Consider the following 19276-nt stretch of genomic DNA (forward strand, 5'->3'; position numbering starts at 1 on the left):
CTTCTGCGAGGGTGCCCCCCATGAGTCCACTTCTCCCCGCGGATCCGACCGTGCTGCACCCGATGCCCGGCCAGCCGAGGGTGGTGCAGCTGAAGCCGCTCGTCACCTCCCCCCTCATCGAGGCCGGCGCCTACTCCTACTACGACGACCCCGATGACGCGACGGCCTTCGAGACCCGCAACGTGCTGTACCACTACGGCCCGGAGAAGCTGGTCATCGGCCGGTTCTGCGCCATCGGGACCGGGGTGCGGTTCATCATGAACGGCGCCAACCACCGTATGGACGGGCCCTCCACGTTCCCCTTCCCCACGATGGGGGGCTCCTGGGCGGACCACTTCGACCTGCTCACCGGGCTGCCCGGCCGGGGCGACACCGTGGTCGGCCACGACGTGTGGTTCGGCCACGGGGTGACCGTGATGCCGGGCGTACGCATCGGGAACGGCGCGATCCTCGCCACCGGGTCGGTCGTCACCTCCGACGTGCCGGACTACGGCGTCGTCGGCGGCAACCCGGCGAAGCTGATCCGCATGCGCCACGACGGGAAGGACATCGCCCGGCTCCTCGCCCTCGCCTGGTGGGACTGGCCCGCCGAACACATCACCGCGCACGTGCGCACCCTCATGTCCGGCAGTATCGACGACCTGGAGGCGGCCGCGCCTCAGCCCGGCTGAGCCCGCAGGAGCACGTCGCCGGCCTCCGTGCGGAAGTAGAGGACGGAGCGGCCCGACCTGCGGCGCCCGGCGAGCCCCGCGTCCAGCAGCACCTTCAGGTGCCGGCCCACCGACCCGAGCCCCTGCCCGGTCAGTGCCACCAGCTCCGTGGTGCTCCTTGGCCGGTCGAGGAGCACGAGGACGCCGGCGCGCGCCGGTCCGAGCAGCCGGCCGAGGCTGTCGGGCACCACGGGCCGGCCCGCGTCGGAGAGGACCCCCGAACACGCGTACACGATCGCGTACCGCTGCGCCGACGCGTCCCAGGAGACCCACCCCTGACGGGGCGTGACCGGGACGAACACCAGGTTCGCGCCGGCCAGTTCACGTGGCGGGTAGTCACGCGGGTTGACCTGGAGCCTGCTTCCGCCCAGCCAGCGCATGCCCGGGTTCAGGCTCTCCAGAGTCGCGGCCCAGCCGCCCCGGCTCAGCTGGGCGGCGCGCGCCACGACGTCAGCCTCGATGATCCGGCGCCGACGCGGCCAGTCCGGGCGCACGACGCGCTCCCACACCCATTCCAGCAGACCGGCGGCGCACCGCGGCAGGTCGGCGGCGAGCAGCACGGCCGGCAGCGGGCCCCCTCCCGAGACCTCCAGGTCCGCACGGGCGTCCTCCCGGGACGTCCGCCGCACCCGGTCGACTTCCTGGGCGAACGTGCCGGGGCCGCTGGGCGTGGGGGTGAGGAAGTCCGCGTTCCAGTGGCCGCCGAGCCCGATCCCGACAAGACGTTCCGCGGCCGGATCGTCGGCGAGGCGGGCGCGGTAGGCGGGTCCGTGCGTGTCCAGCCACGAGCGTTCGGCGGGGTTCGCCGCCGTGCCGCGGTACAGGAACTGGAGCGTGGCCGTGACCTCGGCCAGTTCCGACACGACGAACCTGCCCGCGGCCAGTGTGTCCGCGCCGACCTGCCACCACCCCACGTTTCGCCTCCCCGCGAAACAGTAACGGCCGCACGGGGCACCGGCCGAGACTCCCCGGCATGCTCACCTACCGGGAAGTCTTCCGCGTGCCGCAGTTCGGCGCCCTCTTCGCGACCGGCGCCCTGCAGGGCGCGGCGTCGACCACGGGCGGACTGGCCCTGGGGATCCTCGTGTTCTCGGCCACGGGGTCTCCCCTGCTCTCCGCGCTCTCCATGTTCGGCTCCTCGCTGGCCCAGTTGATCGGCGCGACCCTGCTCATGTCGGCGGCGGACCGGCTCCCGCCGCGTGCGGGGCTGAGCTGCGCCGCCCTGGTCTTCGGACTCGGCACCGCCGTCCTCGCCGTGCCCGGGCTGCCGCTGCCCGTGGTGTTCGCCGTGGTCCTGGGCGAGGGTGCGGTCGCCGCCGTGGCCGGCGGGGTGCGGTACGGGCTGCTCGGCGAGATCCTGCCCAGGGAGGCGTACCTGCTGGGGCGTTCGGTGCTCAACATGTGCGCGGGCACCGTGCAGGTCTGCGGTTACGCGGCCGGAGGCGTCCTGGTCGCGGCCCTGTCCCCGCGCGGCACCCTGCTGGTCGCCGCCGCGCTGTACGCCGCCGGTGCCGCGGTGGCCCGGTTCGGTCTGTCCCGGCGGCCGGCCCGGGCGGCGGGCAGGCCCTCGGTGGCCGAGACCTGGCGGACGAACGCGCTGCTGCTGTCCTCGGCCCCCAGGCGGCGCGTCTACCTCGCCCTCTGGCTGCCCAACGGCCTGGTCGTCGGCTGCGAGTCGCTCTTCGTCCCGTACATGCCGGACCGGGCGGGGCTGCTCTTCGCGTGCGCCGCGCTCGGGATGCTGGCCGGGGACACGGTGGCGGGACGTCTGGTGCCACCGCGATGGCACGGCCGGCTCGGTACGCCGGTGCTCCTGCTGCTCGCCACCCCCTATCTCCTGTTCGCGTGGCGGCCGGGGCTGCCGTGGTCTCTCGTTCTCGCCACCATGGCGTCGACGGGTTTCTCGGCGAGCCTCCTGCTCCAGGAGCGGCTGATGGCCCTGACCCCGGAGGCGTCGACCGGGCAGGCCCTCGGCCTGCACGCGTCGGGAATGCTCGCCCTGCAGGGCGTCGCGGCCGCGCTGGCGGGCACCGTCGCCCGGTGGAGCTCCCCCGCGACGGCGATCACGGTGATGGCCGCGGCCTCCCTCGTCGTGACACTGCTCCTGGCGCCGGGGCTGCGCCGCGATCGCGCGCGGGGCACCGAAGCCCCCCGCCTGCCCGTCACCTGAGGACGAGCTCCAGCAGCGGCAGCCTCCGGCCCGGCACGGAGCCCGACGGCGTCGAGCCGATCCGCACCGCGCCCATCGCCGTGTAGATCGCCTCGGTGTTGGGGTCGGCGTCGATGGTGAGCCGTACGAACCCGGACCGCCGCGCCCGTACCACGATGTGCTCGAACAGGAGCCGCCCCACGCCCCGTCCGATGGCGTCCGGCTCGACGAACATCATGGCCAGGGAGCCCTCGGGTGGCTCTCCGGCCAGCGTGGCGAAGCCCAGGACGCGGCCGGCACGGCCGTGCTCCTCAGCGACCACCGTGCGGCCGTCCGCCGTGTCGTCGGGGCTCACCGTCAGTTCGTCCCGGCACGCCGCCAGGAACTCCTCGTCGTACCCCCAGTGCGCTTTGGACCGCAGCGCCAGGCCGGTCAGTGCGCCGGCCTCCTCGGGCCGCCCTTCCCGTACGTCCACCATCGGCTCCCCCTCCGTCATGCCGTCCCGCGATTATCCAGGCCTGAGACCAAGGGCTGATCACTTCCGTGGCCTACCCCTGCTAGCCTGCAATTGCGAATGACTAGCAACAACAACCTGTCAGCAGTTGGAGGGTTCGAACCCATGGCCACGTACACGCTTCCGGAACTCCCGTACGACTACGCGGCGCTCGAACCGGTCATCAACCCGCAGATCATCGAGCTCCACCACGACAAGCACCACGCGGCGTACGTCAAGGGTGCGAACGACACCCTGGAGCAGCTGGAGGAGGCCCGCGACAAGGAGGCCTGGGGCGCCGTCAACGGCCTCCAGAAGAACCTCGCCTTCCACCTGTCGGGCCACATCCTGCACTCGATCTACTGGCACAACATGACCGGTGACGGCGGCGGCGAGCCGCTCGCGGCGGACGGAGTGGGCGACCTCGCGGACGCGATCACGGAGTCCTTCGGCTCGTACGCCGGCTTCAAGTCCCAGCTGACGAAGGCCGCGGCGACCACGCAGGGCTCCGGCTGGGGCGTCCTCGCCTACGAGCCCCTCAGCGGCAGGCTGATCGTCGAGCAGGTCTACGACCACCAGGGCAACGTCGGCCAGGGCTCGGTCCCGATCCTGGTCTTCGACGCCTGGGAGCACGCCTTCTACCTGCAGTACAAGAACCAGAAGGTCGACTTCATCGAGGCGATGTGGCGCGTCGTCAACTGGCAGGACGTGGCCAAGCGCTACGCCGCGGCCAAGGAGCGCGCCGACGTACTGCTGCTGGCCCCCTGACGGACCCGATGCGTCCTGCCTCGTGATCGTCTTCTCAACCTTCACCGGGCAGGCGGATGAACGGTGAGCCCCCGCGAGGACATGACTCGCGGGGGCTCACCCATGCCGTGCGCCGCGGGCGTGCGTCAGATCCTGAAGACGGAACCGATGAACTCGGCCAGCAGCCGCTCCTTGAGCGCCCGGGGCAGCGCGTCGAGCAGGACGAGCACGGGTGCCATCCGGCCCGGGAGTCCACCGTCGCCGCCGAGTCCGGCGAAGGCGAGGACGGCGTCGATCTCGTCCGGGCCGAGCGTCGCGGGATCCAGCCCGGCCGCGAACGACGCGAGGGCCGGGTCGACCGCCACCGGGTCCAGCGCCCGGGCCTTCGCCAGCGCGGCGGTGAGGTCGTCGAGGAGCGGTCCGACCTGGCCGACGGTGGCGGGCGTCAGGGTGAGGTGGAGGTTGGGCGGCAGGCCGTCGAAGGAGAGCTGCGGCTGGAGGTACCAGCCCAGCTCGCGCATCTCGTCGGCCAGGTGCAGGAGCAGGCTGAGGTCGGGGGCCCCGTCCTCCCGCCCGGCGACGGTGAACGCGACGAGCCCGGCCGCGGGATCACCCAGGACGCGGACGCCGTCGATGGAGCGCAGCCCGGCGAGCAGCCGGTCCGACGCCTCCCCCACCCGGCCGGCGAGCGCGGTGTACCCCTCCTCGCCGACGTGCTGGAGGACCGCCCATGCCTGGGCCAGCAGTCCCCCGGACTTGGTGCCCTGCACCGTCGGGTTGACGACGGGGTAGCCGGGCCAGCCCGCGTGGGCGAAGTACTGGTACCGGCGGAGCGCGGCATCGCGGTAGAGGACCACGGAGGCGCCCTTGTCCGCGTAGCCGTACTTGTGCAGGTCCACGGAGAGGGAGGTGACGCCCGGCACGGACAGGTCGAAGGGCTGCACCTCGCGCCCGGCGCGCCGCAGGTAGGGCAGGATCCAGCCCCCGATGCAGGCGTCCACATGGCAGAGCACCCCGCGCGCGGCGGCGGCAGCCGCTATCCCGGCCACCGGATCGATCACTCCGTGCGCGTACGAGGGCGTCGAGGCGACCACCAGCACGGTGCGGTCGTCCAGCGCGGCGGCCATGGCCTCGGCGTCGGCGCGGAAGGTGACGGGGTCGACGGGCACCACGAAGGGTTCGACACCGAGGTAGGCGGCGGCCTTGTGGAAGGCCGCGTGGGCGGTGGAGGGCAGCACCATCCGGGGCTCGGTGATCCCGCGCTCGGCGCGGCCGTGGTCGCGGGCGGTCTTGACCGCGAGCAGGATGCTCTCCGTGCCGCCGCTGGTGAACGTCCCCTGGGCACCCGGGGCGCCGAGCAGCGCGGCGACGGCCGCCACCAGGTCGTTCTCCAGCCGGGCGACGCTCGGGAAGACCGTGGGATCGAGGGCGTTGACCGTGGCGAAGGCGGTGTACGCGTCGGCGGCCAGCTCGTCCAGCCCTTCCAGCCCGGCGTCGTAGACGTAGGCGAAGGTACGGCCCCCACGGGTGGGCGCGTCCGCCTCGCGCAGCGCGCGCAGTTCGGCGAGCACCTCGGTGGCGGGGCGGCCGTCGGGCAGGGCGGGTTCAGTCGGCACGGGCGGGCTCTTCCTGGAGGGGGTGGGGCAGGGTCGGCGTCACGCGGTAGCGGCTCAGCAGCAGGAGGCTCGCGGCGGCGAGGACGGCGGGCAGCAGGCTCATCCCCGCGGTGATGCCGGTGAGGGCCGCGTGCGGCTGCTCCACCTGGTGCGCGGCGTCGGACGAGCGGAAGCCGGTCGCGGCGAGGACGAGGGCGAACACGCCGGCGCCCAGGGCGAAGGCCAGGGTCTCGGCCGCCGTCCACAGCCCCGTGAAGGTGGCGGCCCTGCGCCTGCCGGTGACGACGGCGTCGGCGGCCAGGGTCTCCGCGAGCATGGTGAGCGGCAGCAACTGCAGCCCGGCGTAGGCGATGCCGACGAGGACCACCGCGGCGTACCCGACGGCCGGGCCCGCGACGCCGGTGAGGCCGAGGAGCACGGCGCCGCAGGTGTAGAGCAGCGACGCGCACCACTGGGCGTACGTCACGCCCTTGCGCCGGGCCAGTCTGTTCCACAGCGGCATGAAGAGGACGAGCGGGCCGATCAGGCAGACGAACAGCGGGGTGACGGCGCCCGCCGAGCCGAGGGTGTACGTCGCGAAGTACTGGACCCCGGCGAGCATCACGCCGATGGCGAGGGCCTGGAGCGTCCACATCCCGGCCAGGTGGAGGAACGGCCTGCTGGAGCGGGCGGCGGCGAGCTGTGCCCGGAGGGAGGGTTCGGCCTCGCTGCGGGCGACGGCCGGGGCGCGGCGGGTGGCGGCCCACGCCCCGAACATCCCGGCGGCCAGGAGCAGGGCGACGACGGCGCCCATCGTCCGGTAGCTCTGCGGGGTGTCGCCGTCGGCGTGGGCGATCGAGGGGGCGAGCGCGCCGGACAGGAGGATCGCGACGCCGAGGAACCCCACCCGCCAGCCGAGGACGCGCCCGCGTTCACGCGGGTCCTCGGTCATCTCGGCGGGCATGGTCACGTACGGCACCTGGAAGACGGCGTACGCGGTGGCGGCGAGGAGGAACAGGGCGCCGACGTAGGCGGCGGCCGCGGCTCCGCGCAGGGGCGGCGCCGCGAAGATCAGCGCGAAGAGCGGCGGCAGGGTGCAGGCGCCGGCCAGGAGGAACGGGCGGCGCGGTCCACCGCGCAGCCGGCTGCGGTCGGAGAGCGCGCCGACCAGCGGGTTGACGAGGACGTCCCACGCCTTGGGCAGGAACACGGCGGCGCCCGCCACGGCGGCGGGCACGGCGAGGACGTTGGTCAGGTAGTAGAGCAGGATCAGGCCGGGCACGGTGGCGAAGGTGCCCGTGCACAGCGAGCCGAGCCCGTATCCGATCCGCACGGTGCGCGGCAGGGGCGGGGCCGCGGGACGGTCCGGACCGGCAGCTGGCATGGCCAGATCATGAACGACGGTTCAGCCCTTCGGCAATACCCGGGGGCGTCCACGCCGCGCGGCAGGCGCACCGCGGCCCGGACCGGTGCGGCCGGTCCGGGCCTGCGGCAGCGCGCGGGATCAGTCGAAGACGGGGCCCTGGGTCCGGGTCCGCTTGAGCTCGTAGAAGCCGGGGATCGAGGCGACCAGCAGGGTGCCGTCCCAGAGCTTCGCCGCGTCCTCGCCCTTCGGGGCGGGGGTGACGACGGGACCGAAGAAGGCGACCTGCTTGCCGTCCGAGCCGGGTACGGCGATGACCGGTGTGCCGACGTCCTGGCCCACCTTGTCGATGCCCTCCTGGTGGGAGGCGCGCAGCTCCTTGTCGAACGCGTCGGAGTCGGCGTACTCCAGCAGGTCGGCCGGCAGACCGACGTCCGCCAGGGCGCCCGCGTACGCCTCGCGGGTGAGGCCCTCGCCGTTGTTGTGGATGCGGGTGCCGAGTGCGTTGTAGAGGGGGCCGACGACCTCGTCCCCGTGCTTCTGCTGCGCGGCGATGACGATGCGGACGGACTCCCACGCCGTCGTGCGCATCACGTCCGCGTACTTCTCGGGCAGCTCGTCGATCCGGCTCTCGTTGAGGACGGCCAGGCTCATCACGTGCCAGCGGACCTCGATGTCGCGGAGCTTCTCCACCTCGAGCACCCAGCGGGAGGTCATCCACGCCCAGGGACAGAGCGGGTCGAACCAGAAGTCGACCGGGACCTTGCCGGCGGCCGTGCTGTTCTCGGGCATGTCTCTCCTCATGAAATCGGTCTGCACCTTTCCGCAGAACACCACGGAGCACTCAGGCCATTCCCGTGCACGCCGCCGGATGCCCGCATGCGAGGATCAAAGGTGTTCGAATGAGACACGAAGGAGTGTTCCGTGCCCGGTGAAAACCTGTCCCGCGACGAGGCCCGCGCGAGGGCCGAGCTGCTGACCGTCGACGGATACGAGGTCGCCCTGGACCTGCGTTCCGCCGTCGGCGAGCCCGGCGGGGCCGACGGGGAGGCCGGTCCGCGCACCTTCCGCTCGCGGACGACGATCCGCTTCCGCGCCGCCCGCCCCGGGGCCTCGACCTTCGCCGACCTGGTGGCCCCGGCCGTGAGCGCCGTGTCGCTGAACGGGAAGGACCTGGACCCGGCGGCGGTCTTCGACGGCACCCGGATCGCGCTGGACGACCTCTCCGAGGGCGACAACGTCCTGGTCGTCGACGCGCAGTGCGCGTACAGCAGGACCGGCGAGGGCATGCACCGCTTCGTCGACCCGGAGGACGGCGAGGTCTACCTCTACACGCAGTACGAGCCTGCCGACGCCCGGCGCGTCTTCGCCAACTTCGAGCAGCCCGACCTCAAGGCGCCCTACCGCTTCGAGGTGACGGCGCCCGAGGGCTGGCGGGTGTGGAGCAACGGCGCGGAGGAGTCGCAGGACGGCGAGGTCCACCGGTTCGCGGAGACCCTGCCGATCTCGACGTACATCACCGCGGTCGTGGCGGGGCCGTACCACTACGTGACCGACAGCTACACCCGTACGTCCGACGACGGCGAGAAGCTGGAGATCCCCCTGGGCGCCATGTGCCGCAAGGGGCTCGCGCGCCACTTCGACGCGGACGACATCTTCCTCGTCACGAAGCAGGGCCTGGACTTCTTCCACGACCACTTCGACTACCCGTACCCCTTCGGGAAGTACGACCAGGCGTTCGTGCCGGAGTACAACCTCGGCGCGATGGAGAACCCGGGCCTGGTCACCTTCCGCGAGGAGTACGTCTACCGCGGCAAGGTCACCTCGGCGTCCTACGAGCGCCGCGCGAACGTCATCCTGCACGAGATGGCGCACATGTGGTTCGGCGACCTGGTCACGATGCGGTGGTGGGACGACCTGTGGCTGAAGGAGTCCTTCGCCGACTTCATGGGGACGTTCTCGATGGTGGAGGCGACCCGCTTCACCAACGGCTGGATCACCTTCGCGAACAACCGCAAGGCCTGGGCGTACCGCGCCGACCAGCTGCCGTCCACGCATCCGGTCACGGCCGACATCCGTGACCTGGAGGACGCCAAGCTGAACTTCGACGGGATCACGTACGCCAAGGGCGCCTCCGTGCTGAAGCAGCTCGTGGCCTATGTGGGACGCGACGCGTTCCTGGAGGGCGCGCGCCGGTACTTCAAGCGGCACGCCTACGGGAACACCGAGCTGGGCGACCTGCTGTCGGTGCTGGCCGAGACGTCCGGGCGCGACATGACGGCCTGGTCGCGCGCGTGGCTGCAGACCGCCGGCGTCAACACGCTGACCCCGGTCGTGACCTACGACGACGAGGGCCGCGTCGCGGAGCTCGCCGTGACGCAGGAGGCCGCCGCCTCGCATCCCGAGCTGCGGCCGCACCGGGTCGCGGTGGGCCTGTACCGGCTCACCCCCGAGGGCACGGTGGAGCGGTACGCCCGCGCCGAGACCGACGTCGCGGGCGCACGCACCGTGGTCGCGGAGCTGGCCGGGGCCGAGCGGCCCGACCTGGTGCTGGTCAACGACGACGACCTCACGTTCTGCAAGATCCGCTTCGACGAGCGGTCGCTGGACACCCTCCGCGATCACCTCGGTGACATCACCGACCCGCTGGCCCGCGCGCTGTGCTCGTCGGCGCTGTGGAACCTGACGCGTGACGCGGTGCTGCCGGCCCGGGACTTCGTCTCCCTGGTGCTGACCTCCGCCGGCCGCGAGACGGACATCGGCGTCCTGCAGATGCTGCACACCTGGGCCCGGTCCGCCGTGGACCACTACGCCGCGCCGGGCTGGCGCGAGGAGGGCGGCCGGGCCCTGGCCGAGGGCGCGCTGCGCGAGCTGCGGCGCGCGGAGCCGGGGAGCCAGCACCAGCTGACGTGGGCCCGGTTCCTCGCCGCGGTGGCCTCATCGGACGCGGACCTGCAGCTGCTGGCCGGGCTGCTCGACGGCACGGCCGTGATCGAGGGCCTGGACGTCGACCAGGAGCTGCGCTGGGCCTTCCTGTCCCCGCTGGTCTCGCACGGCGCGGCGGACGAGGCGGCCGTGGACGCCGAACTCGCCCGCGACGACACCGCGTCGGGCAAGCGGCACCACGTGCGGTGCCTCGCGTCGCGCCCCTCGGCCGCGGTCAAGGCTCAGGCGTGGGCGGCGGTCGTCGAGTCCGACAAGCTGTCCAACGCCCTGGTCGGGGCGACGATCGCCGGTTTCGAGCAGGCCTCGCAGCGTGAGCTGCTGGCGCCGTACACGGCCTCGTACTTCGAGGCGATCGAGCGGGTGTGGGCCGAGCGCTCCATCCAGATCGGCATCGACGTGGTCAAGGGCCTGTTCCCGGGGCTGCAGGACGACCCCGCGACCCTCACCGCGACGGACGCGTGGCTGACCTCGCACCCGGACGCGGCACCCGCGCTGCGGCGGCTGGTCCTGGAGGCGCGGGACGACCTGGCGCGGACGCTGCGGGGCCAGGAGCGCGACGCGGCGGAGTGAGAACCCGGTGCGCGCCCCGCACACGCGTGCGGGGCGCGCGCCGCACATTCCCCGTCGCGACCACTCTTTTCGGCACTCGAACTGCTGTGCTTTTGAACGGCGTTGTCCTGGAATGTCGACGGACGTGTAACACCGGCTACCGCGGCGCGGACCTGCGGGAACCTCCCCGGCATGACCCAGAACACCCCGCCCTCCCCCCACACCGTCGCCGCGGTGCGCCACCGCGTGCAGTCCGCCGCCCAGCTGCGCGCCCGGGGCGTGACCGCGGCGCAGACCGCCGCCCAGTGCCTGCCCGGCGGCCCCTGGCAGCAACTGCTCCCCGGCGTCTTCCTCCTGCACTCCGGCCGGGCGACGGACGAGGACCGGGTGCACGGCGCGCTGCTGTACGGCGGCAGGCCCCCGGCCGCCGCCCGCCGGGGCGTCCCGGCGCAGGCCGGACCCGGTTACGGCGAGGCGATGGTCACCGGCCTGGCGGCCCTGGCGCTGTACGGCTTCGCGTCCGCGCCCCCGACGATCGCGCTGCACCGCATCGACGTCCTGGTGCCGCGCACCAGGCGGCTGCGGTCCACCCGGTTCGTCCAGGTGACCAGGGCGGCCGTCCTGCCGAGGCCCCAGCGGCGGTCCGGGGTACCGCTGGCGCCCGTCGAGCGCGCCCTCGCCGACACGGTCTCGGCGCTCACGGACGCGTCGACGGTGCGCAGGATCCTGACCGAGGCGGTACGCGGCGGACACTGCGAACCCGCGGCGGTCGTGCGGGAACTGAACGCGGCCAAGCTGCTGGGCCGCCCGCACGTGGTGGACGCCGTGGACGCGCTGCTCGTCGAGGGCCGCTCGGTCGCGGAGGGCCGGCTGTACGAGATGGTGCGCACCCACGGGCTGCCGGAACCCCTGTGGAACGTGGAGCTGTCGCTGCCCGGCGGCCGCGTCCTGGGCGGGGTGGACGCGTACTGGCCGGAGCAGGCCGTCGCCCTCGAACTGGGCACCCGCTCGCCCCGGGAGGACGGGGTCGTCTTCGCCGCCGACCGGGAACACCTGGAGCGCCTCGGAGTCACGGTGGTGCGGGTGACACCCGCGCAGCTGCGCGAGGTCATGGCGCAGCAGGCGGTGGTGCCGCGCACGGCGATGATGGCGGCCGAGGACCGCGAGCCGGCCGCGTACGTGGTGGTTCTGCCGCGCTGAGGGCCGTCCCGCGATCCCCGGCGGGCGCGCGGCGGCCGGTCCTCGGCTGGCGCAACCGGACCAGTGGCGGATCTACGCCATGTCCCGGTTTGGTCCCCGTCAACTCTCCACAAACCCCTGTCATTTACGAAAGGCTGAGCGGTCATCGGGTACCGAATTCCGGACTCTCTCTTTCTTTCACAAAACAGGGATGCTCATGACCAAGGAATCCCCCAGCTCCATACCCGGGGCGAGACGCGCGGCCCGCATCGCGGCCGCGGCCGGCCTGGCGGCCGCACTGGCCGCCTCCGGCGCCGCCCCGGTCTTCGCCGCCGACGACCCCGCGCCCGCCCCGGTGAAACCCGCCGCCGCGAGCGTGAAGGGCGACAAGCTGGGCGAGGCCGACGCCGATGTGCTGGCGAAGGCCGAGGCCGAGGGCGAGAAGAACGTCACCATGATGGTCGCCACCACGCCCGGTGCGACCGAGCAGGTGCGCGACCAGCTGGACGCCGTCAAGGGGTCCGTCGTGGGGCAGACCTACGACAAGCTCGGTTACGTCCGGGCGACTGTCCCGACCGCGACCGCCGAGGCCACCATCAAGGCGGCGCAGAAGCTCTCGTCCGTCCAGGGGATCGACCTCAAGCAGGAGATCGAGCTGGACGACCCGACGCCCGCGGGCGACCGGGCCGCCGGGGTCAAGCAGCAGAAGGCGACGGGCAGTTACCCGGCGCCCGGCAAGCACACCCCCGCGAAGAACCCGTACAACCCGTCCTTCGAGACGGGCGCCGTCGACTTCGTGAAGCAGCACCCGAAGGCCGACGGCCGCGGGATCACCATCGGTGTCCTGGACTCCGGTGTCGACCTCGGCCACCCCGCGCTCCAGAAGACCACCACCGGCGAGCGCAAGATCGTCGACTGGGTGACGGCGACCGACCCCGTCAGCGACGGCGACGGCACCTGGCTGCGGATGGACCAGGCCGTGACCGGCCCGACGTTCACCAGCGGCGGCCGCACCTACTCGGCGCCCGAGGGGTCCTACCGGATCCGGCTCTTCTCCGAGGCCGCCACCAAGGGTGGCGACATGGCCGGGGACCTGAACCGGGACGGCGACACCACCGACGTGTGGGCCGTGCTCTACGACCCGGTCGCCGGCACCGTCCGCGTCGACCTGAACGACAACGCGGACTTCCGCGACGACGCCGCGCTGAAGCCGTACAAGGACAAGCACCAGGTCGCCTACTTCGGCACGGACAACCCGGCGACGCAGATCGCCGAGCGCATCCCGTTCGTCGTGGAGACCCGCAAGAACGTCGTGTACAACGCGGCCGGCGCCAAGGCCGACTTCGTCAGCATCGGCGTCATCGAGAGCGAGCACGGCACCCACGTCGCGGGCATCACCGCGGCCAACGGCCTGTTCGGCGGGAAGATGAACGGCGCGGCGCCCGGCGCCAAGGTCGTCTCCTCCCGTGCCTGCACCTGGTCCGGCGGCTGCACCAACATCGCGCTGACCGAGGGCATGATCGACCTCGTCGTCAACCGCGGCGTCGACGTCGTCAACATGTCGATCGGCGGCCTGCCGCCGCTCAACGACGGCAACAACGCGCGCGCCGAGCTCTACAAGCGCCTCATCGACATCTACGGCGTCCAGCTGGTCATCTCGGCCGGCAACGAGGGCCCGGGCGTCAACACCATCGGTGACCCCGGTCTCGCCGACCACGTCATCTCGGTGGGCGCGTCGATCTCCAAGGAGACCTGGGCCGCCAACTACGGCTCAAACGTCACCAAGAAGTACGACATGCTCCCCTTCTCCTCGCGCGGCCCGCGCGAGGACGGCGGCTTCACGCCGACCCTGACGGCGCCGGGCGCGTCGATCAACACCACGCAGACCTGGTTCCCCGGCGGTCCGGTCAAGGAGTCGGGCTACACGCTTCCCGCCGGCTACTCCATGCTGCAGGGGACCTCGATGTCCTCGCCGCAGGCCGCGGGCGCCACGGCGCTGCTGCTGTCCGCCGCGAAGCAGAAGCACATCGAGCTGCCGCCGGCCGACCTGCGTACGGCGCTGACCAGCACCGCCACCCACATCGCCGGTGTGCCCGCGCACGCCCAGGGCGCCGGTCTGATCGACATCGTCGGCGCGTGGAAGCAGATCGAGAAGCAGGGCGCCCCGGCGCACGAGTACTCGGTCAAGGCCCCGGTCGACACCGCGATCGACTTCGCGCTGAAGGACCCGGGCTTCGGCACCGGCCTGTACGACCGTGAGGGCGGCCTGAAGGCCGGCCAGAAGAAGTCGTACGACGTCACCGTCACCCGCACCACGGGCCCGGACAAGGCCGTGAAGCACAAGCTGTCGTGGAAGAACAACGACGGCACCTTCTCCCTGACCGGTTCGAGCACCGTCTCGCTGCCGCTCGGCACCCCGGTGACGGTCAAGGTCCAGGCGAAGCCGCGCACGGACGGCGTCCACAGCGCGATCCTGCAGGTGGACGACAGCCGGACCTCGGGCATCGACCAGCAGATCCTTTCCACCGTGGTCGTGGCCAAGGAGCTCGTGAAGCCGGGGTACGCCTTCTCGACGACCGGCTCGGTGCAGCGCAACGGCACCACGTCGTACTTCGTGAACGTGCCCGAGGGCGCGAAGACCCTCGAGGTCGCGCTGAGCGCCCTGCGCTCGGGCAGCCAGACGCGGTTCATCTCCCTCCACCCCTACGGGGTCGGCGTGGAGGACAGCTCCACGATCTTCTGCTACCCGAACTACGAGAGCCCGACGAACACCTGCCGTCCGGACGCGCGCTCCTACAAGGACCCGCAGCCCGGCGTCTGGGAGATCGAGGTCGAGTCCCGCCGCACGTCACCGCTGCTGGACAACCCGTACAAGCTGGACATCTCGCTGCTGGGCGTCACCTTCGACCCGGCGGTGCGGACCATCGCCGAGGCGAAGATCGGCACCCCGGCCGCCGTGGACTGGACCGTCACGAACAACGCCGGCGCGCTGAAGGGCTCCCTGAAGGGCGGCTCGCTCGGTTCGGCGGACGTCGAGCGTCCGTCGATCGCCACGGGCGGCGAGTACGTCAAGGAGGTGACCATCGGTGAGGGCGTCGAGAAGCTGGACGTCGCCATCGGCGGCACCTCGGACGCCAACGCCGACATCGACCTGTACGTCCTCAAGGACGGCACGCAGGTCGGCGCGTCGACCACGGCGGGCTCCGAGGAGTCGGTCAGCCTGGTGAAGCCGGCGGCCGGCACCTACACCGTCGTGATCGACGGCTACTCGGTCCCGGCCGGGACCACCGAATACGACTACCGGGACGTGTACTACGCCCCGTCGCTCGGCGCGATCAAGGTCGACGAGTCGAAGGCCGTGAACCTGGCCGCCGGCGCGTCCGCCAAGGTCGGCGCCGAGGTCGTCGTCGCCGGAGCGGCTCCCGAGGGCCGGCAGTTCTTCGGCGAGGTCCAGCTGGTGAACACCCGCGGCACCGCCGCGGGCACCGGCAGCGTCGTGATCGAGAAGGTCACGCCGTAACCGTCATGGCGGTGTGATCCGTACGACATGTGACGGCTGTGGGGCGGGCGCTCTCAAGGGCTCCCGCCCCACAGCCGTGTGCGCGCCCCGTCCGCCGGACGGACAATGGATTGGACAAGGAGGCCATGGACACAAGCATCATGGACCGGCAACCGTGTCCGTTCGCACGTCCGTGAAGGAGTCCCAGTGAAGGTCGGAATCGTCGGCGCCACCGGTCAGGTCGGCACAGTCATGCTCAGGATTCTGGCCGAGCGGAAGTTCCCCGTCGCCGAACTGCGGCTCTTCGCCTCCGCGCGCTCCGCCGGCTCCGCCATCGCGTACGAGGGCGAGGACATCACGGTGGAGGACGCCTCCACCGCGGACTACACGGGCCTCGACATCGTGCTCTTCTCCGCCGGTGGCGCCACGTCGAAGGCGCTGGCCGAGAAGGTCGCCTCGCAGGGCGCCGTGGTGATCGACAACTCCTCCGCCTGGCGCAAGGACCCCGAGGTCCCGCTGGTGGTCTCCGAGGTCAACGCACACGCGATCCGCAACCGCCCCAAGGGCATCATCGCCAACCCGAACTGCACCACGATGGCCGCCATGCCCGTGCTGCGCCCCCTGCACGACGAGGCGCGGCTCGACGCGCTGACGGTGGCCACCTACCAGGCGGTGTCCGGCTCCGGGCTCGCCGGTGTGGCAGAGCTGCACGGCCAGGCGTCCAAGGTCGTCGCCGACGCGGACAAGCTGACGCACGACGGCGAGGCCGTGGACTTCCCCGAGCCGGCCGTCTACAAGCGCCCGATCGCCTTCAACGTGCTGCCTCTCGCCGGAGCCATCGTCGACGACGGCTCCTTCGAGACGGACGAGGAGCAGAAGCTCCGCAACGAGTCCCGCAAGATCCTGGAGATCCCAGAGCTCAAGGTGTCCGGCACCTGCGTCCGGGTCCCGGTCTTCTCCGGTCACTCCCTCCAGATCAACGCCCGCTTCGGCCGGCCGATCAGCGTCGAGCGCGCCTACGAGCTGCTGAAGGACGCGGAGGGCGTCGAGCTCTCCGAGATCCCGACCCCGCTCCAGGCGGCCGGCAGGGACGCCTCGTACGTCGGCCGCATCCGCGTCGACGAGACGGTCGAGCACGGCCTCGCGCTGTTCGTCTCCAACGACAACCTGCGCAAGGGCGCCGCGCTGAACGCGGTGCAGATCGCGGAGCTGGTGGCGGCCGAGCTCAAGGGCTGACACCCACCCCACTCGCGCGGAAGGGCGGCCACCGGTTTCCGGTGGCCGCCCTTGCGCGTGCGCCGCGGGACGCCTGGGCCGCCCGCTCCCCCGGCCCCTTGGCACCGCTGCGGGAAACGGACATCGCGCGGGGCGCGTCCCACGTGGAAGGATGGCCGAAAACGTCGGATATCAAGGAGATGACCGCGTGCCTGGCACGAATCTGACCCGCGAAGAGGCACAGGAGCGGGCGCGCCTGCTGACCGTGGACGCGTACGAGGTCGACCTCGACCTCTCCGGAGCGCAGGAGGGCGGCACCTACAGGTCCGTCACCACCGTGCGCTTCGACTCCGCCGAGGCCGGTGCGGAGACATTCATCGACCTGGTCGCCCCGGCCGTGCACGACGTCGTGCTGAACGGGAAGGCGCTGGACGTCGCGGCGGTCTTCCGCGACTCCCGGATCGCGCTGCCGCACCTGCTGTCCGGTGCGAACGAGCTGAAGGTCGTCGCCGACTGCTCGTACACCAACACCGGTGAGGGCCTGCACCGGTTCGTCGACCCGGTCGACGAGCAGGCCTACCTCTACACCCAGTTCGAGGTCCCCGACGCCCGCCGGGTGTTCGCCAGCTTCGAGCAGCCCGACCTGAAGGCGACCTTCCGGTTCACCGTGAAGGCCCCTGCGGGCTGGACCGTGATCTCCAACTCGCCGACGCCGGAGCCCAAGGACGACGTCTGGTCGTTCGAGCCGACGCCTCGCATCTCCACCTACATCACGGCGCTGATCGCGGGCCCGTACCACGCGGTGCACAGCAGCTACGAGAAGGACGGCCAGACCGTCCCGCTAGGCATCTACTGCCGGCCCTCGCTCGCCGAGTACCTCGACGCGGACGAGATCTTCGAGGTGACGCGGCTGGGCTTCGAGTGGTTCCAGGAGAAGTTCGACTACGCGTACCCGTTCGCGAAGTACGACCAGCTCTTCGTCCCGGAGTTCAACGCGGGCGCGATGGAGAACGCGGGCGCGGTCACGATCCGCGACCAGTACGTCTTCCGCTCGAAGGTGACGGACGCCGCCTACGAGACGCGGGCCGAGACCATCCTCCACGAGCTGGCCCACATGTGGTTCGGCGACCTCGTCACCATGGAGTGGTGGAACGACCTCTGGCTCAACGAGTCGTTCGCGACGTACACCTCCATCGCCTGCCTGGCGGACGCGGAGGGATCGAAGTGGCCGCACTCCTGGACCACCTTCGCCAACTCGATGAAGACGTGGGCCTACCGCCAGGACCAGCTGCCCTCGACGCACCCGATCATGGCGGACATCCAGGACCTCGACGACGTCCTGGTGAACTTCGACGGGATCACGTACGCGAAGGGCGCCTCCGTCCTCAAGCAGCTCGTGGCGTACGTCGGCCGGGACGAGTTCTTCAAGGGCGTGCAGGCCTACTTCAAGGCGCACGCCTTCGGCAACACGCGCCTGTCGGACCTGCTGGGCGCACTGGAGGAGACCTCCGGCCGTGACCTGAAGACCTGGTCGAAGGCGTGGCTGGAGACGGCCGGGATCAACATCCTGCGCCCGGAGATCGAGACCGACGAGCACGGTCACGTCACCTCCTTCACCGTCCTCCAGGAGGCCCCGGCCCTGCCCGCCGGCGCCAAGGGCGAGCCGACGCTCCGCCCGCACCGGATCGCGATCGGCTGCTACGACCTCGACGAGGCCGGGAAGCTGGTCCGCACGGACCGCATCGAGCTGGACGTCGACGGCGAGCGCACGACCGTGCCGTTCCCCTCCGGTACGGCCCGTCCGGCGGTCGTCCTGCTCAACGACGACGACCTGTCGTACGCCAAGGTCCGTCTCGACGAGGAGTCCCTGCGGGTCGTCACCGCGCACCTGGGCGACTTCACCGAGTCCCTCCCCCGGGCCCTGAGCTGGGCCTCGGCCTGGGACATGACGCGCGACGGCGAGCTGGCGACGCGCGACTACCTGGCGCTGGTCCTGTCGGGGATCTCCAAGGAGTCCGACATCGGCGTCGTGCAGTCGCTGCACCGCCAGGTGAAGATGGCGCTCGACCTGTACGCGGCGCCCGAGTGGCGCGAGGCGGGTCTGAACCAGTGGACCGAGGCGACGCTCGCGCACCTGCGCGCGGCGGAGCCGGGTGGGGACCACCAGCTGGCCTGGGCCCGCGCCTTCGCGGCGACGGCCCGCAGCCCGCTGCACCTGGACGTGCTCCAGTCGCTGCTGGACGGCTCGCAGGTGATCGAGGGACTGACCGTCGACACCGAGCTGCGCTGGGCGTTCGTGCAGCGCCTGGCGGCGACCGGCCTCCTGGACGAGGAGGAGATCACGGCGGAGTACGAGCGCGACAGGACGGCCGCGGGTGAGCGCCACGCGGCTTCCGCGCGCGCCGCGCAGCCCACCGAGGAGGCGAAGGCCGAGGCGTGGGCCTCCGTCGTCGAGTCGGACAAGCTGCCGAACTCCCTCCAGGAGGCCGTCATCGACGGCTTCGTGCAGACCGACCAGCGTGACCTGCTGGCTCCCTACACGGAGAGGTTCTTCTCCGCGGTGAAGGCGGTCTGGGACACCCGGAGCCACGAGATGGCGCAGCAGATCGCGGTGGGTCTGTACCCCGCCCTCCAGGTCTCCCAGGAGACCCTGGACGCCACGGACGCCTGGCTGGAGTCGGCGCAGCCGAGCGCCGCGCTGCGCAGGCTGATGTCGGAGTCCAGGTCGGGCGTGGAGCGCGCGCTCAGGGCCCAGGCGGCGGACGCCGCCGCGGCGACCGCCTAGCGGACCCGGCGGGAACGGGAAGGGGCGCCTCCGGTGGGAGGCGCCC

General features: G+C 71.9%; 13 protein-coding genes. 8 read left to right on the plus strand and 5 right to left on the minus strand.

All coding sequences use genetic code 11. The features are described 5' to 3' along the window. The first annotated feature begins 20 nt into the window (after positions 1–20). Positions 21–671 (plus strand): CatB-related O-acetyltransferase, encoded by a 651-nt coding sequence (locus OHT61_RS10905; protein WP_329037287.1) that lies wholly within the window; start codon positions 21–23, stop codon positions 669–671. On the opposite strand, the gene OHT61_RS10910 is transcribed toward OHT61_RS10905, so the two are convergent. Beyond that, the gene (locus OHT61_RS10910; protein ID WP_329037289.1) at positions 659–1624 is read right to left on the minus strand and encodes an ArsR/SmtB family transcription factor; all 966 of its coding nucleotides are present in this window, start codon (positions 1622–1624) and stop codon (positions 659–661) included. The two genes, OHT61_RS10905 and OHT61_RS10910, sit on opposite strands and share 13 nt — an antisense overlap. 59 nt (positions 1625–1683) lie before the next feature. Here OHT61_RS10910 and OHT61_RS10915 point away from each other — a divergent pair, with 59 nt between their 5' ends. After that, positions 1684–2880, plus strand: a complete 1197-nt coding sequence (locus OHT61_RS10915) for an MFS transporter (RefSeq protein WP_329037290.1) — start codon at positions 1684–1686, stop codon at positions 2878–2880. Here OHT61_RS10915 and OHT61_RS10920 read toward each other — a convergent pair. Then, positions 2873–3337, minus strand: coding sequence for a GNAT family N-acetyltransferase (locus tag OHT61_RS10920; RefSeq protein ID WP_329037291.1), 465 nt, complete (start codon positions 3335–3337; stop codon positions 2873–2875). The two genes, OHT61_RS10915 and OHT61_RS10920, sit on opposite strands and share 8 nt — an antisense overlap. Positions 3338–3478: 141 nt before the next feature. On the opposite strand from OHT61_RS10920, the gene OHT61_RS10925 reads away from it, so the two are divergent. After that, positions 3479–4120 carry a superoxide dismutase gene (locus OHT61_RS10925; protein WP_329037292.1) on the plus strand — a complete coding sequence of 214 codons (642 nt, stop codon included), beginning with the start codon at positions 3479–3481 and terminating at the stop codon, positions 4118–4120. A 125-nt stretch (positions 4121–4245) separates the two neighbouring features. Here OHT61_RS10925 and OHT61_RS10930 read toward each other — a convergent pair whose 3' ends face one another. The 3 genes from OHT61_RS10930 to OHT61_RS10940 form a co-directional block, all read right to left on the minus strand. Continuing rightward, a complete protein-coding gene (locus OHT61_RS10930) occupies positions 4246–5715 on the minus strand; it encodes a pyridoxal phosphate-dependent decarboxylase family protein (RefSeq protein WP_329037294.1) in 1470 nt (489 codons plus the stop codon). Next, a complete protein-coding gene (locus OHT61_RS10935; protein ID WP_329037296.1) occupies positions 5705–7078 on the minus strand; it encodes an MFS transporter in 1374 nt (457 codons plus the stop codon). Before OHT61_RS10935 ends, OHT61_RS10930 begins: the two co-directional genes overlap by 11 nt. A 120-nt stretch (positions 7079–7198) precedes the next feature. Further along, positions 7199–7849, minus strand: a complete 651-nt coding sequence (locus OHT61_RS10940; RefSeq protein WP_329037299.1) for a mycothiol-dependent nitroreductase Rv2466c family protein — start codon at positions 7847–7849, stop codon at positions 7199–7201. A 132-nt stretch (positions 7850–7981) separates the two neighbouring features. On the opposite strand from OHT61_RS10940, the gene pepN (OHT61_RS10945) reads away from it, so the two are divergent. The 5 genes from pepN (OHT61_RS10945) to pepN (OHT61_RS10965) all read left to right on the plus strand — a co-directional run bounded on the left by pepN (OHT61_RS10945) (position 7982) and on the right by pepN (OHT61_RS10965) (position 19230). Beyond that, positions 7982–10573 (plus strand): aminopeptidase N, encoded by a 2592-nt coding sequence (gene pepN / locus OHT61_RS10945; protein WP_329037301.1) that lies wholly within the window; start codon positions 7982–7984, stop codon positions 10571–10573. 171 nt (positions 10574–10744) lie between these two features. Further along, entirely contained in the window at positions 10745–11752 is a 1008-nt protein-coding gene (locus OHT61_RS10950) for a hypothetical protein (RefSeq protein ID WP_329037303.1), read from the plus strand. A gap of 190 nt (positions 11753–11942) precedes the next feature. Then, positions 11943–15251, plus strand: coding sequence for a S8 family serine peptidase (locus OHT61_RS10955; protein WP_329037305.1), 3309 nt, complete (start codon positions 11943–11945; stop codon positions 15249–15251). A 186-nt stretch (positions 15252–15437) separates the two neighbouring features. Next, positions 15438–16466: an aspartate-semialdehyde dehydrogenase gene (locus tag OHT61_RS10960; RefSeq protein WP_329037307.1), complete on the plus strand. Its 1029-nt coding sequence runs from the start codon at positions 15438–15440 to the stop codon at positions 16464–16466. A gap of 187 nt (positions 16467–16653) precedes the next feature. After that, complete coding sequence (gene pepN, locus OHT61_RS10965) at positions 16654–19230, plus strand: aminopeptidase N (protein WP_329037309.1); 2577 nt, start codon at positions 16654–16656, stop codon at positions 19228–19230. Positions 19231–19276: the final 46 nt, after the last annotated feature.

Origin of the sequence: Streptomyces sp. NBC_00178 (genome assembly GCF_036206005.1) — a bacterium.
Classification (GTDB): Bacteria; Actinomycetota; Actinomycetes; order Streptomycetales; family Streptomycetaceae; genus Streptomyces.

What these genes read in the sequence shown, in the direction of transcription:
- OHT61_RS10905 (WP_329037287.1), top strand. Translation starts at nt 21, where the DNA reads ATGAGTCCACTTCTCCCCGCGGATCCGACCGTGCTGCACCCGATGCCC.
- OHT61_RS10915 (WP_329037290.1), top strand. Translation starts at nt 1,684, where the DNA reads ATGCTCACCTACCGGGAAGTCTTCCGCGTGCCGCAGTTCGGCGCCCTC.
- OHT61_RS10920 (WP_329037291.1), bottom strand. Translation starts at nt 3,337, where the DNA reads ATGGTGGACGTACGGGAAGGGCGGCCCGAGGAGGCCGGCGCACTGACC.
- OHT61_RS10925 (WP_329037292.1), top strand. Translation starts at nt 3,479, where the DNA reads ATGGCCACGTACACGCTTCCGGAACTCCCGTACGACTACGCGGCGCTC.
- OHT61_RS10935 (WP_329037296.1), bottom strand. Translation starts at nt 7,078, where the DNA reads ATGCCAGCTGCCGGTCCGGACCGTCCCGCGGCCCCGCCCCTGCCGCGC.
- OHT61_RS10940 (WP_329037299.1), bottom strand. Translation starts at nt 7,849, where the DNA reads ATGCCCGAGAACAGCACGGCCGCCGGCAAGGTCCCGGTCGACTTCTGG.
- OHT61_RS10950 (WP_329037303.1), top strand. Translation starts at nt 10,745, where the DNA reads ATGACCCAGAACACCCCGCCCTCCCCCCACACCGTCGCCGCGGTGCGC.
- OHT61_RS10955 (WP_329037305.1), top strand. Translation starts at nt 11,943, where the DNA reads ATGCTCATGACCAAGGAATCCCCCAGCTCCATACCCGGGGCGAGACGC.